This window comes from Candidatus Bathyarchaeota archaeon (assembly GCA_026014585.1).
In the GTDB taxonomy this organism is placed as follows: domain Archaea; phylum Thermoproteota; class Bathyarchaeia; order Bathyarchaeales; family Bathycorpusculaceae; genus Bathycorpusculum.
On sequence record JAOZIA010000005.1, the window covers coordinates 46,814 to 61,115 of the forward strand.

The following is a 14,302-nucleotide window of genomic DNA, read 5'->3' on the forward strand; positions in this document are numbered from 1 at the left end:
CTAATCCTCCACTGAGAGTTGCAGCCGCAAAACATACCAAGTGTAATCACTGCTTGGGCTTACACAAACGTAGGTCTCTGAAATTATGCTGTCGCTGACTGCTCCTGCATTGCATATTGGGTAACTGTTTAGGATGTTGTGGTTTTGGTCAAAAACGGTTAGGTTAAACCATACGGTTAAGGGCAAAACTGCTTCAAGACTGCTTTTTAGCGTTTGCCAGTTTTCCTGCTCTATTGCGTCTGCTAAATGCCCGTTGCTGTCAAGACTTAACAGGACGTTTTGGGCGGTTGCTGACAGGTTCACGCTGGAATCCTTAACCTGCGAGGGCGCCGCAGGAATCATCATCACGCACGAAAACAGCAGAACCGTAGCAAAAAACGCCTCAATAACCCGCACTTGGCCACGCTTATCTGAAATCAGCCTCACTTGGGGGTGCCTCCTAAACTGACAGCCAGCTTATAGAGAACACCTTTGATAGTTACGGTGTAGCTGAATATATTTCGCTCAGAATTGGTAAAGTTTGAACCAGCATTCAACGGAACCAGCGGATAAGCTGTCCAGTCTTGGAAGTACACGCTACCGTTTTCTCCGCAGACAACCAAAATAAATGGGCTGTTGTCGATGATTTCGGGAACGGCAAACTGGCTTTCTGATGTTTCAGTCAAGTTTTGCTGGGTGGCAAATGAGAAGAGGTACACGTTTTGCACGCTGACACCTGAAGCGTTTGAGCTAACAGTTAACGTGTAACCAATAGCACTCAGGTTCAAAACTTGGTTTTGCGGGGTTTCCATTTGAGTTGCACTGGCAAAATCATAAACCATAAACGATGTTAAACGGTCATCAAAGCCTGCACGCGCAAAAACCAGAAGCACCGCTCCGCCTGTTTTGTCCGTGGGAATTTGCAGGTTTATAGAGCCTGAGCCGTCGGTTGAGGTGTTATAGTAGTTGTCGCTTTGGAAGCCATCTGCCAACACGTAGCAGTGGAGGCTTGCGCTTGACAGTTTAGAGTTTATGCTGGTTTGTACCGGAAAAGTGTAGGTTGTGTTTTCTGCTTCGGTTTGGGTTTGGGGCTGCTGGAGGCTTATTTGGAGGATTTGGGAAACGGATATGCCCAGTGCGATGTTGCTTAGTTTCGCGGAGGCTGCAAGGTTAAAGGTTGATAGCGTGCTTAGCATGCAGATTTTGTCTGCATCCACTTCGTATGGCACGGTGGAGTTTGAGGCGGCTAAACCGAAATCTTGCGGAATCTGACTGCTTGTGCCCCAATTGGTTGGTGTTCCGCAGTTTGTAACTATGTGGTCTGCGATTGACTGCAAATACACATTCTCGTTTGCGTTGTGAGTGGCATCTATTCGGGCAATCAGTGAGGAACCCACAAAAGCTGTAGCTATCAACGCGACGGCAACAATTATTGTGCAGGCAAAAAACGTGTCAATTGTGGTTGTAGGCATCTTTATCCTCCTATTTCAGCGGCGGTAAACTCATGTTGAAAACGCCTGAGAGCAACACCTGTGAAACAACCAGCGACAAGTACGCTGTTGCTGCCAGCATTGCGCCATGTTTGAAGCCTGCGCCAAAGTTGCCTTCGCTGATTTTTCCGATGAAGAATCCTGAAATCCAACATTGTATAATTATGCCTACGGAGAAGATTTTGAGTTGGTCCTGCATGACTATGTTAGCAACTGAGGTCAAGTCTTCGCTGACCATGGCAGTCATCATGTTGGTGGTTAAGGCAACAATGGTTGTTGTCACGGCGATAAGCACGCTCCACATAAAAGCCAGCAAAATGTAGGGTTTTAGCAGGGCGCGGCGGTTGACTTGGAGTTCGCGTTCTTTTTCGCTGTACTCCGATAGGATTTCAAGAGATTGGATGCTGTTGCCGCCGATTTCAATGGTTTCCACCATCATGGCAAAATTCACCACGACAAACCAGCTTCGGATTTCCTTTTTGATGTTTTCAAAGGTTTTCCGCAGTGGCACACCCCACTCGATTTGGCTGCGTATGAGGTTTAGGAATTTGGAGAAGGGTCCGTAATCTTTGCGTTTGGTTGCTTGCACAATGCTTTTTTCTGGAGATAACCCTGTTTTTTGGGATTCGGTAATGTCACGGATGAAGCTGGGAATGGATTCTTCAGCGTTATAGTTGATTCTTGAAATCCGCCAGTACTGCAAAGCAGCAGGCATGGATGCAGCAACTAAACATATTGTTGCAATTTCGGGCAGCCCCAAGGGTCTGATGGCGTTTTGAAGGGAGGGCATAAAACCAAAGATGCCGATGACTGCGAAAGCTGGAACAATCATTACGAGTGCTTTTTTGTAGAGGTCTTTGAGGTCTGGGAAGGCACTTTTTTGCATGTTGTGGGCGGCTAAAATGAAAATGCCAGACATCACAGGCATAATCAGAAACGCAATGAGATAGGACATGGCAGGTGAGACATCAATTGTGCCGCCACCCAAAATATCCATAAAGTTAGATGAACTAAAAACCACGAACAAGATGTAGGTACATAAGACCACAATCAGCATAACTGAGTAGGCTTCAACAAGTGTGGCTATTTTTTCGATGGAACGGTTCAGGTTAATGTAGCGTAATTCAAAGATGGATTTTAGCTGGCTTTTCATGTAATCTACCAGTTTGCCGCCGCTTCTCACTGAAGAAACAAAGCCGCCTAGGAAATTGCGGTAAAGTTTAGAGTGAGTGGTTTCTGCTCGCTGATTCATAACGGTTAAGGGGTCTTTGCCTAAAACCTCAACTTGCCGCACCACCTCATCAGCTTCACGTTTAAACACGGGCAAAAAGGACAGGTTACGCATTTTTTTCCAGCTTTCATATGGCGAAATCCCGCTGGCAGCCATCAGAGTGAAAATCATGACTGCAAAGGGCAGTTCGCGTTCGGTGTTTTCTCTTTCTTCACTAGTTGCCTTATGGATAAAGCTGAAGATTTTGCCTAAACCGCCCGCTGCCACGCTACTGTGCCTCCGCTTCTTCTTTTGGGTTTAAGCAGACGTTTACGGAACTGTTTAGGGCCTTGTGGACGCTACGGAAATCACGCATGTTAGTTTCCACCATGTTGAGCAGTATGCGTTTTCTGCGTTCAAATTCCTGCTGAACCACACTTAACGGTGCGTCAAGATTTTGAGCGATTTTTTTTAGCAGGTAACTGTCTTGTAGGTTCTGCTGGAAGGTGTCTGAGGACATGTTCCACGTGAAAACCTCATGAGTTGCGCCACCGTTGTCTATTTCGGTGACTTTGGTGAATTTTCTTGAAGACATTTTGCGGTGGTGAGAATTAAAGCATGAAGTTTTAACCTGTTTAACCACAATAACACAATTCATCAGTGAGAGAATGTTTGTGGGGATGTTCATGGGCGGCTGGGTAAGCCTCATAACTACGCTTTCAACATCATCAGCGTGCATAGTACAAAGGCCACCGTGACCAGTAGCCAAAGCCTGAAACAGCACATACGCTTCTTCACCTCTGATTTCGCCCACCAAAATCAACGCTGGACGGTGACGCACAGCAGACTTGATGAGGTCGTAGAGTGTGACTTCTCCTTCACTGTCGCCGCCAAAACCTGTCCTTGCAATGGTGGAAACCCAGTTTTCTTGCGGTAGATTGATTTCTTGGACTTCCTCTACAGAAATCATTTTGAAGTCAGGGCGGACAAGGCAGGCAACAGCGTTTAATGCTGTGGTTTTTCCTGCTCCTGTGGGACCAACAACCATTACGGACATTTTGTTTTCCATAAGCATCCAAAGGTATGCACCGATGGATTCGTCGATGGTTTCGTTTAGTATGAGGTCCACGATGGTTAATGGATCTTCTTTGAATTTTCGGATTGTGAAGCTTGTGCCTGCGGGGGTTGTTTCTTTGCCAAACGAAACAGCTAGACGATGCTTTCCCGGCAATGTCAAGTCAACGATGGGGTGTGCGATGCTGACGTGTTTACCTTGTCTGTGAACGATGCGGGTTACGAAATCATCAAGTTCTTCCTCGTCGGTGAAGACGATGTTTGTTTTGGCGTTGGCGTATTTTCTATGATAAATGTACACAGGTTTATTGATGCCTAAGCAGCTTATGTCTTCAATTAGTGGGTCAGAAAGGAGTGCATCGATTTTTCCGTAACCAATCAAATCCTTCTCAAGATAGTAAATAATTTTGCGCAAGCCTACCTCATCAGCTTCAACTGATTTGGAATGTTGCTCAAGAATTGCTGGGAGTTGTCTGTGGAACGAGTCAACAAGAGTTTCATCAATACGGGGTGCTTTAAGCTCATATTCCAGAATATTTTTTAGGCGTTTGAATGATTCTCGTTCTTCTTTGGTCATGCCGAGCTCATCAATCACGTAAAAGTAGCTTGCTTCGGAATCATCTTGAAACACCCAAGCGTAGGAAAACGGCGCATTTAACGGGTAACTTTCAACTTGACTATATCCTTCAGGAACCTGATACCCCTGAATGCCAAGTAAAGCTATCATTTCTTCATCGCTGGTTTTTTCTTTTTCCGCCATTTCCTCTTGCTTTTTCTTTTTCCCAACCATTGCTAAGCCTCACTTGTCAATTTTAAAGTTACAACATTGTTTTGTGAACTACACTCAAGAACTGCCCTGCCACTGCCACTCACATAAACGCCTGACGCCCAAACCTGAGCAGGAATTGCAAACTTTGCCTGATTGATGTTTGTGGTTATGCCATAGCCCGATGACACCCAAGCGCCGCTGGTATCATTTGATATTAGTATCCAGAATCTTTGATTACCAACTTGGGAGGGCAACTCTAAAATCAGTGTATCGTTCTGATTTTTTCCCGTGGAATGTGACAGCAAAGTCATGCTCTGTGCTGCCACGTACTCGTTGATGTTTTCTAACTGGGCGGTTTCTGCTTTGATTTTTACGTTAGCCATTGCGACACTGCAAACGGAAACCACGATTGTGCCAACGATTAACGCTGCAAAAAGCGAGTACACATAGCTTGGAATGTTAGAGGGCATTTAGCGAATCCACCTCTCAATTGTAACGCTTGAAACCACCGTTTCCAGATTAACTATGGCGCCATCAGGGGTGCTGCTGATTGGGATTGAAACGCTGTTGGTTGCTGTGCCTAAATGCGCGGTTAACGTAAAGTTTTCAGTTCCGCTGGTGAGGTTGTAGCTTCGGGTTGAAAGGGAAGTGTCAACACAGGAAATTTTGAGTGGAACTTGCCCTTGCGAAGTTATTGCCGAAGAAGAATTCAAGTTGACGAGGTAGATACGGATGTTGGTTACCGTTTTGTCATCTTGTGTTCCAGCTGCGGCGTAGGTAACTGTTGGGCGATACTGCAGTTGAACTTCTGGACCTTGCGTGCCCTGAATAAGGAAGACTTGGCTTGAAGATGCACCAGTTTGGTTTGTTATGGTTTGGCTACTGCCCCGCAGATAAAGCCCAATAGACATCGTGCCCAAGTTTGAGATTCTGTAGTTGACTTGTCCAATGATTGAGTCATAGACAGTTTCGTCAATTGTTGCCCCGTCGCTTGCTGTTATGGTTAGGGTGTTATTGTTGGGTTGAATGGTTAGCAGTCCACCTGAATCGGCTAAATCGTAAGTTGCTGAAGTTCCTGGGTGCCAAAGAGTTGAGATGATTGTGCTGTCTAGGGATAGGAAGTTTTGTCGGGCTGTGGATACCTTTAGGGTTTCGCTTTGTGTGCCTATTTTTTGTACTGAGAAGTAGTAGGTTGCCATTATGAGTCCTAAGGTTGTGACAAACAGTATCAGGAATGTGACTGGCAGTGCTAGCGCACGTTTTGAACTAAAGATTCTTCTAGTTGAACGTTTTAGGAAGACTGCCAATTTCATCACGCGGTATACTCTTGTATAGTTAGTCTGAAAAAATGGATTAAGCCATTTGTGTGTCCAAATAATTACACCTTATTTTAGAAAAAAAACCAATAATGCCATAAATAATGGTGTATTTTACAGAAAATCATTGGATATAAAGAAAAGAAAATGTGGGGGGGATTTAAGGGTTAAATGTTTTTAACCCATTATTATGCCGCTGGGGCTGCTTGAACGTTTACTTCTTTGTAGTACATCGCTTGTGATGTGAACACAGAGAAGCCAACGGTCAAACCGATGTCTTGTGTGCTGATGCTGTCTGGTGAGGTGATGTAGATGCTAACGGTTGTGCCTGCAGATAGAGTAACTGGACATGAATCTTCACCTGCGGGTGAAGCTGTGTATGTTAAGTCTGTTCCAGTGGCATTAGATGCAACTGATGCAACGGTCAATGTACTGCATTCTTGTCCACGTACTGCAACTTTGTTTATGACGACATCGCGTCCGCCAGTGTTAGTTACCATGATTGCTGCGACAGATGCACCGTCATCGTCAACCCAAACGTGTTGCCAAGAAAGCGATAATGCTTCCTCTTGCACGCGGGTGCTGGTGACGTTGATTGCGTAGTATGTGACGACGCCTGCGAGAAGCACTGAAACTACCAAGATGATCAGCGTTGTTACGACTGTGCTTAAAGCCAAACGGTTTTTTAGTATATTTTTCATTTTATTTTGCTCCTGAAAAGCCAATTACACGATTTTTGGATAAGTAATCTTGTGCGTAAAAAAAATTACACTCTGAAAATAAATGGAAAAGAGAAAAATTGTTGTGTGGAAGTGGGGATTTTATGCTATTGGGGCTGCTTGGATGTTTACTTCGCTGTAGTAAACTGCTTGTCCGCTGTGGACTGCGATGCTAACTGTTAAGCCGATATCGTTGGTGCTGATGCTGTCTGGTGAGTTGAAGTAGACCACGATTGTTGAACCAGAGGGCAAGATTAAACTGCCGCTGGTCGCTGCAAGTGCATTGTCAAATCCATCAACTGTTCCGGTATCTGCTGGTGCCGTTGTTAGATATGGCAGGTCAGTGGTAAAGTCGTCATCGTCTGTTGTTGCTACTAGGGAGAACACGTCACCCCATGCGCTTGTTTGCCCTCGGATGGAAATCATGTTTATGACTACGTCGCGTCCGCCGTTGTTGGTTACCATGAATGCGCCTTGAGCGGCTCCGTCAGAGTCTACCCAGATGTGTTGTTTAGTTACGTGCAAGTTTTCTTCTTGGACTCTTGTGCTGACGACGTTGGTGGCGAAGTACGTTAATACGCTGGCCAGAAGTATGGATACTACCAGGATGATTAGGGTGGTTACTACGGTGCTTAGTGCTTTGCGGTTTTTCATGAATCTGTGGAAGGAATTGTAGTTCATTGGGTACTTTCACCTCCTCTTTGGAAGGATTGGGGGTTTTGTTTTAGTGTGCTTTTCATGATGAGTTCACTGTTGAACTCACAGTGGGTTGTCTACTTATAAATCCCTTGTGTAGTAAGATTTAATATACAATATACTGCTTGAAAATACATAAAATAACAACATCTTAAAAATATGAATCAAAAATAAACCCCCAAAACCGCCCGCAACAAGAGAAAACTTTACCGTTTCCAACTGTTACAATGCCTGATTTGAAATATGAATCTGGGCTTCATAAGTAATATCTCTACACTCTTGCACCATAGTACTATTCAACTGATGGTCAGGAATGTATCTGAAAACCAAACTCCCCACAAAAGCCATATGCTTAACGCTGATTACAGTCCTGACTATCTGCCCCCTAATCGCTCAAGCTTTTAGCATGCAACTAACCAACACCACAGAATACAACACCTACGTTCACACCTACAGCACCACCCAAGGCAACTTCACATACATCCAAAAACCCATCTTCCCCATCCAAATAAACAACACCCAAATACAAGTCGGAGAAAACTGGACCATAATTTGCCCTCTCCAAGCAGCACATAACTACCACGTTTACTGCTATGGTTCATGGGTAAACACATCTTCAACTGCAAAAACAGACTACGACATTTACGTTTATGGTCCACAAGGAAACTTAGAAAGCGGTCACACTGAAGCCGCTGGGTTACCTGAGCATCTGGGAACAGCACCCAACGAGGCACTTTTTACACCCCAGCAATCAGGCAATTACTCGTTTGTTATAAAAAATGATGCACGACAAAGCAGCGATGCCCAAGCAGCAACTTTCATGATTATGGAAGCGCTCACATGTGACCAGTGGCACACCTGCAGTGTTGAAGGCAAAACAGGCGGCACCTCAAGTTTTCGTACTTATTGGGCTTATGAGTTGGTAACAAATGCGTCAACAGTTGAACTTTATGTTAACGTCCCACATACACTTGACATGTATGAGGCAAGACTGTACTTGATGAACACTGCCCAATCATTGAGCATAAACTCGTACCCGTTACCCATAGAGGCTGGCTTGTATGGTAACCAAACCGGCGGCGTAGGCGGATACAATTTTGAAGCTGAAGGATACCGAGGCGTTTCCTACGCCAGTTGCGAGCATCATGGACAAAGCATGTTCCTAAACTATACCTCGAACCTTAATGGTCTAAAACTCTACCACTTAGTCCTAATTGGTGAGGAAGGCTCAGGTGAGGTACAGTTCATGTTAAAAACCACCTTTGAAAACACCACCCTAACCCCCATAGCAACACCTAAACGCGTTGACCCCCAAACCCCAACCAACATAGCCTACAACTCAAGCACCAACAATTTAGAATCCGCCCAACTCACATACACCACAAACAACTGGACAGGCACCCACAGCCTCAACATGCAAGTAGCGGACACAACCTGCAATGCCACAATTCCAGGGCAAACTGCAGGCACCCTTGTCCAATACCAAATTTCTGCTTTTGATGTTCTCAAAAACAGCCTTAACGCTTCAGGAAGCTACACTGTCAAAGAGCAACCCACCGTAAACATTACAATAGAAAAAGATGAAGTGAGCTACAACGAAAACATCACTGTTCAAGGCATTCTTTCACCGATGGACAAAACTTCAAACGTTAGCTTATTTTTTGATAAAGGAAGCGCAAACTCAACCATCGCAGTAACCTGCCAACTCAGCAGCAACGGCTCTTTTGTAGCCAGTTTTCAGCCTGAAAGTTCAGGTTTATGGTATGTTTTGGCCAGTTGCCCTGAAACCAGCAGCGCTTTTTCCTGCCAAAGCCAAAATCTGACTGTAGAGGTGGCTGAACCGCCAATCTACATCAAATACTCCATTCCCATAATTGGAGGACTTGTTGCTGCGGGAGCTGTCGGCGGGGTTGTTTACTTCTTTAAGTTCAGAGAACGATAACTGTTGACTCTATCAGTAGGGTTACCCCTTTTTTTGCAATATTATTATATAGTAACGTCACAGATTTTTTGACGAGAGGGGCATAATGAATAAAAAAATGTGGATAATTGCTGTTATGATTGCTTGTGCACTTGTTGCGGGTACCGCCTTTTACTCCGTTAATCTTGGGCAACCAGCCCTGTCGCCAACTGGACCATTAGATTTCACGGTAGCAGGAAGCAATGATTGCTTGAGATTTCTTAACAGTTCAGTGAAAGTGGTTTATGTACCCTTCACCTTAGACGCTAACCAGAACTGGCAACTAACAATAAACGCTACAAAAATGCCTGGTGGAGCCAACGCTTGGGTAGACATTTACGTCTATGACGATTACTGGGACAACGGAGCAGACAACATTTGCCAAGCAGGAGACATTTACACAATACTGCCTGACATCCAAAGCACAGATTTCGCTCTAAAAGCCAGCGAACCCTACACCCAAACTTTCCAAGACACTGCAAAGCACAGCTACACAATCTTCTTTGTTCTCCCACCGGGCGGGCAATCAGAATTCCAGATAACACTACAGCAAGCATAAACAAAAAAATCCTTTCTTATTTTTTCTTAAAACTTCACAACAAGTAATTAAACAATGAAGAACCATCCTGTAATAATGGGGAATCAAAAAATGGCTAAAACCGTAAATTTGCCCGAAAAAATTCATGATGATTTAGTAGCGGTCTCTGAAGAATTAACACTTATGGCAAAAAAACCCGTTTCAGTTTCCATGACTGTCAGCCTTTTAATGGAAATCTACCGCGCCCACATGAACAACCCCTGTGCACTGGACGCTTTCAGCCAACAAATGCTAAACTCAGATATTTTGTCTCCTGAAGAATTTGATAACATGTGGGATGAACCACTCAAGATAAAACCATCCGAAAAATAGTGCGTTAATACACCCAAAAATTATACTTCAGAACATGCCGTGACTGCTTATTTAAAAATGAATTGGTTGCAGAAATCCCAGAAAACCTCTGCACCCTTCAAAAGAGGCTTTTTCTGCCGGGCGACATAAATTTTTCTTGTGGTTTTCGCTTCTTGGATTTTGAGGATTCTCACCCGTCCTGCTGCTTGGGCTTTTTCAGCGGCTATGGATGAGCTTATGCTGATGCCTCTGCCCTCAGAAACAGCAGTAACCACTGACTCTGTGCTTCCCAATTCCAAAGCCACCTCTAACTCTGTGGATGCAATACCGTTTTTCTCAAATAGTGCGTCTATTTCTTTTCGAGTTCCAGAGGTTTCCTCTCGGATGATGAAGGGAAAATTGAGAATTTCAGGTAGGTTTACTGTTTTTTTGCTGGCTAACTTGTGGTCGCAGGGAACTATCAGTACCAAGTGGTCTTCTCCTACTTGGATGAACTCAAATTTTTCTTCAAACCCCTGAATTGTACCAACCGCCGCGAACTCTGCATCGTCTGTCTCCAACGCTTTGAGGCTTGTTAGGCTGTCTTGAGCAAAAATTTTGAATTTCATGCCTGAATATTTTTTCTGAAACTCTGCCGTCAAGCTGGGAATTATGTGTTCTTCAGGGATTGTGCTTGCGGCTATGCGTATGGTGCCTGAGAGTATGTGTTTGGCTTTGGAGATTTTGGCTTTTGCAGCTTGGGCTTCTTGGATGATTTTTTCCGCAGTTTCTTTTAGGGTTGCGCCTGCGTCGGTGACTTCCACGCCGTTGCTTGTGCGTTTGAAGAGTTCTGCGTCAAAATATTCTTCTAAGGCTGCGATTTGGTGGCTTACGGTGCCTTGGCTGGTTTTGAGTTCTTTAGCTGCTACTGAGAAACTATGTGTTTTGGCAACGGTTAAGAATGTTTTAAGATAGTCGAAGCGTATGGTTTCCATGCTGGTTTAGCCTCTTGCCCGCTTTTAATATGCCTTCTTTATGTTATTTTCTTTTTGTTTTTGGAAAATCCTTATATTAGTTTTTTTAATAACCCCTATCAAAAATCAGGGTTGAAAAACATTGGCGACCTACACAGTAATAGTTTTTGACGCTCCAGTTGCAAAAGAGCGTGCTTATTCTGCATTAAGATTCGCTTGGACCTGCGACATTGAAGGACACAAAGTTCGAATATGGCTCTTTGAGAATGGCATATACGTTGCAAAGAAAGGACAAAAACCCGCTCAAGGCTTAATCAACTTCGGCGAAACACTCGAAGACCTAGTAAAAGGCGGTGTAGAAGTCAAAGCGTGTGTTGTCTGTGCTGAAGCCCGAGGCATAACCCAAGAAGAACTCATTGACGGCGTAAAACTAGCAACCGTGCATGAACTGGTCGAGTGGACAGCCACAAGCGACAAAATCATAACCTTCTAGTGACAATTATGAGCTTTGAAACATTGGATGTTAAGGGTAAAATGTGCCCAATGCCCGTTGCGTTAACCAAGCGCAAGCTTCAAGGCATGGCTGCAGGTCAACTATTGGAGGTTGTCGGCGAGGGCGAATTGGAGTTTGATAACATTCAGCGTTGGGTTAAAAATAACGGGCATGAAATTGTTGAGGCATCCAAGGGTGGGGTTGAGTTTAAGCTTTTAATCAAAAAGCTATAAACTGCACCAATTTTTTAAATATTTTATATCAAAAATTTTAATAAGGTTCCATTTTCTAGCCCACAGCCATAGAACAGTGGTTTTCATGGCAGAAAAATATGTTGAAATGTACAAAAACCTTGGAATGGACATAGAAAAACACAATCAACTCCTAAACATTCTAGGGCAATATTACACCGCAGTTTATCTCTCACAAAAAAACCGCCCCAAAGGCATGAGCTACTTTGACTTTGTCGTCTCAGAAGTCCATGGCCTGCGCATAAAAGAACTCAACGATTCCCGCGCAGCAGGCAACAAAGTAATCGGCGCATTCTGCATCTACGCACCCGAAGAACTCGCATACGCTGCAAACGCAACAGTTGTCGGCTTGTGTGGCGGTGCAGACTTCTCCGTGCCTGATGCGGAGGCAGTTATTCCAAGGAACCTGTGTCCCCTCATCAAATCCTTCTACGGCTTCAGACTCAACGGAACCTGCCCATATTTCCAATCCAGCGACCTAGTCGTTGGTGAAACCACCTGTGACGGTAAAAAGAAAGTCTATGAACTTCTCGGCGACCTCATCCCAACCTATGTAATCGAGATTCCCCACAAACCCGACACACAACAGGGCAAAGAGTTCTGGCTTAAAGAAGTTGAGGCTTTCAAAGCCAAAATCGAAGAAGTCACAGGCAACAAAATCACCGCAGAAAAACTCAAAGAATCCATCCAACTCATCAACGAAAAACGCAAAGCCCTACAACGCCTCCAAAACCTCCGAGCACAAACTCCAGCACCCATCAGCGGCTTAGATGCGCTTTTGATTTATCAAATCAGCTTCAATGATGACCCCAAACGCTTCATCGCCAAAGTCAACGAACTCTGCGATGAACTCGATGAGCGAGTGAAAAACGGCGTCGGCGTTTCAGCTAAAGATGCCCCAAGATTGATGGTTTCAGGTTGCCCTATGGCTATTCCTAACTGGAAGCTGCACAGCATCGCTGAAGGTTTAGGCGCATCCATCGTGGTTGAGGAAAGCTGCGTTGGAACACGCTACTTCACGGATTTGGTTGAGCCTAAAGGGGACAGCATTGAAGAGTTGCTTTGGGCTATTGTGGAGAAATACAGCAAGATTCCCTGCGCATGCTTCACACCCAACGACAGACGCATAGAAAGCATAAAGGATCTCGCTAAACAGTTCAATGTTGAAGGCGTAATTTACTACACTCTGCAAAACTGCCATGACTACAATGTGGAAGCTGTCAAGGTTGACCGTGCAATGAAAGCTGCTGATTTGCCGATGCTTAAAATTGAAACTGATTATGCATTTGGCGATTCTGAACAGATTAAAACACGTGTCGAAGCGTTTCTTGAAATCATCAAGGACGAACAGTAAACCATCCCTTTCCTTTTTTAGGTTTTTATATTATAAGGCTCCAATGTTTCTTGGGGCACAAGTGCAAGGAGAACAAGAAAAATGAGCTACAGATTAACCAAAGTTGTACCCGTGCACGGATGCAGCTGCAAACTACCTCAATACCAACTCGGTGACCTTCTTGAGCAAGCAGGCATAACCGAGGAGTTCAGTGAAGATGTTTTGGCGGGTCCATGGGAAAACAGCAGCGTTGTCAAAGTCGCCGATGGCATTGCCGTCCTCAACACGCTGGATTTCTTCACTCCGATGGTTGATGAACCTGAAATTCAAGGACGAATCGCAGGTAGCAACGTAACCAGTGACATCTACACGTTGGGCGTAACAAAAATTCCCTGTGTCCTTACCATTATGGCGTTTCCTGAGAATATGCCCACTGACTTAGCGGTTGGAATGCTCAAGGGACTGGGCGATTTCTGCCGAGAAATGGACACGCCCGTTATTGGCGGTCACACAATCCGCAATCCATGGCCAATCATTGGCGGCGCCGCAACAGGCATTGGTGACCCAGAAAAAATCGTTTACACCAAAGGCGCCAAACACGGTGACAAACTGTTCTTAACTAAACCCTTAGGAATCGCGCCTGCTATGGCTGCGTATCGTCTGCGTAAAGAAGAGGAAGGCAAAGAACTCCTCCAAGACATTCCCGAATCCGTGATTGATACGGCAGTGAACGGCGCCATCACTGGCATGATAACCTCCAACAAGTCAGTTGCGGAAGTCATGCAGAAGGTTCCAGTGCATGCTGCTACTGACGTGACAGGCTTTGGATTGAAAGGGCACTCTGCGAACATGGCGATGCTTGGAAAAGTTGACATTGTAATCAATAACCTCTATGTTATCCCTGGCACACCCGTGCTGGCTGACCTTTTCGGTTATCCATTATTGACAGGTGAATCTAAGGAAACTGCGGGTGGCATCTTGATGGCGGTAGCAAAGGAAGACGCTGATGACTTACAAAGCGAGTTGGATAAGCGTAAGGTGCAGCACTGTGAGGTCGGCTACGTAAAAGAAGGCGTTGGTGTTGTTCACGTGCTAGATGATGCTAAAGTCACCGAAGCATAACCTTTTTCTTTTTTACTCATATTTTTGGTTGGAAAAGTCGCCATAGTG

The 14,302-nt window shown here is 44.8% G+C and carries 16 protein-coding genes; 7 read left to right on the top strand and 9 right to left on the bottom strand.

Going from position 1 to position 14,302, the window contains the following annotated elements; translation table 11 throughout:
• The 8 genes from NWF01_03260 to NWF01_03295 form a co-directional block, all read right to left on the bottom strand.
• A complete protein-coding gene (locus NWF01_03260) occupies positions 1–426 on the bottom strand; it encodes a hypothetical protein (protein MCW4024036.1) in 426 nt (141 codons plus the stop codon).
• The gene (locus NWF01_03265; protein ID MCW4024037.1) at positions 423–1,451 is read right to left on the bottom strand and encodes a hypothetical protein; all 1,029 of its coding nucleotides are present in this window, start codon (positions 1,449–1,451) and stop codon (positions 423–425) included. Before NWF01_03265 ends, NWF01_03260 begins: the two co-directional genes overlap by 4 nt.
• A gap of 10 nt (positions 1,452–1,461) precedes the next feature.
• Complete coding sequence (locus tag NWF01_03270) at positions 1,462–2,967, bottom strand: type II secretion system F family protein (protein MCW4024038.1); 1,506 nt, start codon at positions 2,965–2,967, stop codon at positions 1,462–1,464.
• 1 nt (position 2,968) lies between these two features.
• A complete protein-coding gene (locus NWF01_03275; protein ID MCW4024039.1) occupies positions 2,969–4,543 on the bottom strand; it encodes a type II/IV secretion system ATPase subunit in 1,575 nt (524 codons plus the stop codon).
• A 2-nt stretch (positions 4,544–4,545) separates the two neighbouring features.
• Complete coding sequence (locus NWF01_03280; GenBank protein MCW4024040.1) at positions 4,546–4,992, bottom strand: hypothetical protein; 447 nt, start codon at positions 4,990–4,992, stop codon at positions 4,546–4,548.
• Positions 4,993–5,838, bottom strand: coding sequence for a hypothetical protein (locus NWF01_03285; protein MCW4024041.1), 846 nt, complete (start codon positions 5,836–5,838; stop codon positions 4,993–4,995).
• A gap of 188 nt (positions 5,839–6,026) precedes the next feature.
• Entirely contained in the window at positions 6,027–6,539 is a 513-nt protein-coding gene (locus tag NWF01_03290; protein ID MCW4024042.1) for a hypothetical protein, read from the bottom strand.
• Positions 6,540–6,659: 120 nt separating this feature from the next.
• On the bottom strand, positions 6,660–7,238 hold the full coding sequence (locus NWF01_03295; protein ID MCW4024043.1) for a hypothetical protein: 579 nt from the start codon (positions 7,236–7,238) through the stop codon (positions 6,660–6,662).
• Positions 7,239–7,566: 328 nt separating this feature from the next.
• On the opposite strand from NWF01_03295, the gene NWF01_03300 reads away from it, so the two are divergent.
• The 3 genes from NWF01_03300 (at position 7,567) to NWF01_03310 (ending at position 10,123) form a co-directional block, all read left to right on the top strand.
• Positions 7,567–9,195: a hypothetical protein gene (locus NWF01_03300; protein MCW4024044.1), complete on the top strand. Its 1,629-nt coding sequence runs from the start codon at positions 7,567–7,569 to the stop codon at positions 9,193–9,195.
• Between the two features lie 85 nt (positions 9,196–9,280).
• The gene (locus tag NWF01_03305) at positions 9,281–9,772 is read left to right on the top strand and encodes a hypothetical protein (GenBank protein MCW4024045.1); all 492 of its coding nucleotides are present in this window, start codon (positions 9,281–9,283) and stop codon (positions 9,770–9,772) included.
• A gap of 90 nt (positions 9,773–9,862) precedes the next feature.
• Entirely contained in the window at positions 9,863–10,123 is a 261-nt protein-coding gene (locus NWF01_03310; protein MCW4024046.1) for a hypothetical protein, read from the top strand.
• A gap of 47 nt (positions 10,124–10,170) precedes the next feature.
• Here NWF01_03310 and NWF01_03315 read toward each other — a convergent pair whose 3' ends face one another.
• Complete coding sequence (locus NWF01_03315) at positions 10,171–11,076, bottom strand: LysR family transcriptional regulator (GenBank protein ID MCW4024047.1); 906 nt, start codon at positions 11,074–11,076, stop codon at positions 10,171–10,173.
• Between the two features lie 121 nt (positions 11,077–11,197).
• On the opposite strand from NWF01_03315, the gene NWF01_03320 reads away from it, so the two are divergent.
• The 4 genes from NWF01_03320 to selD all read left to right on the top strand — a co-directional run bounded on the left by NWF01_03320 (position 11,198) and on the right by selD (position 14,254).
• Positions 11,198–11,548: a DsrE family protein gene (locus NWF01_03320; protein MCW4024048.1), complete on the top strand. Its 351-nt coding sequence runs from the start codon at positions 11,198–11,200 to the stop codon at positions 11,546–11,548.
• Positions 11,549–11,556: 8 nt separating this feature from the next.
• On the top strand, positions 11,557–11,781 hold the full coding sequence (locus NWF01_03325) for a sulfurtransferase TusA family protein (protein MCW4024049.1): 225 nt from the start codon (positions 11,557–11,559) through the stop codon (positions 11,779–11,781).
• Between the two features lie 85 nt (positions 11,782–11,866).
• A complete protein-coding gene (locus NWF01_03330) occupies positions 11,867–13,153 on the top strand; it encodes a double-cubane-cluster-containing anaerobic reductase (protein ID MCW4024050.1) in 1,287 nt (428 codons plus the stop codon).
• Between the two features lie 81 nt (positions 13,154–13,234).
• Positions 13,235–14,254, top strand: a complete 1,020-nt coding sequence (gene selD, locus NWF01_03335) for a selenide, water dikinase SelD (GenBank protein MCW4024051.1) — start codon at positions 13,235–13,237, stop codon at positions 14,252–14,254.
• Positions 14,255–14,302: the final 48 nt, after the last annotated feature.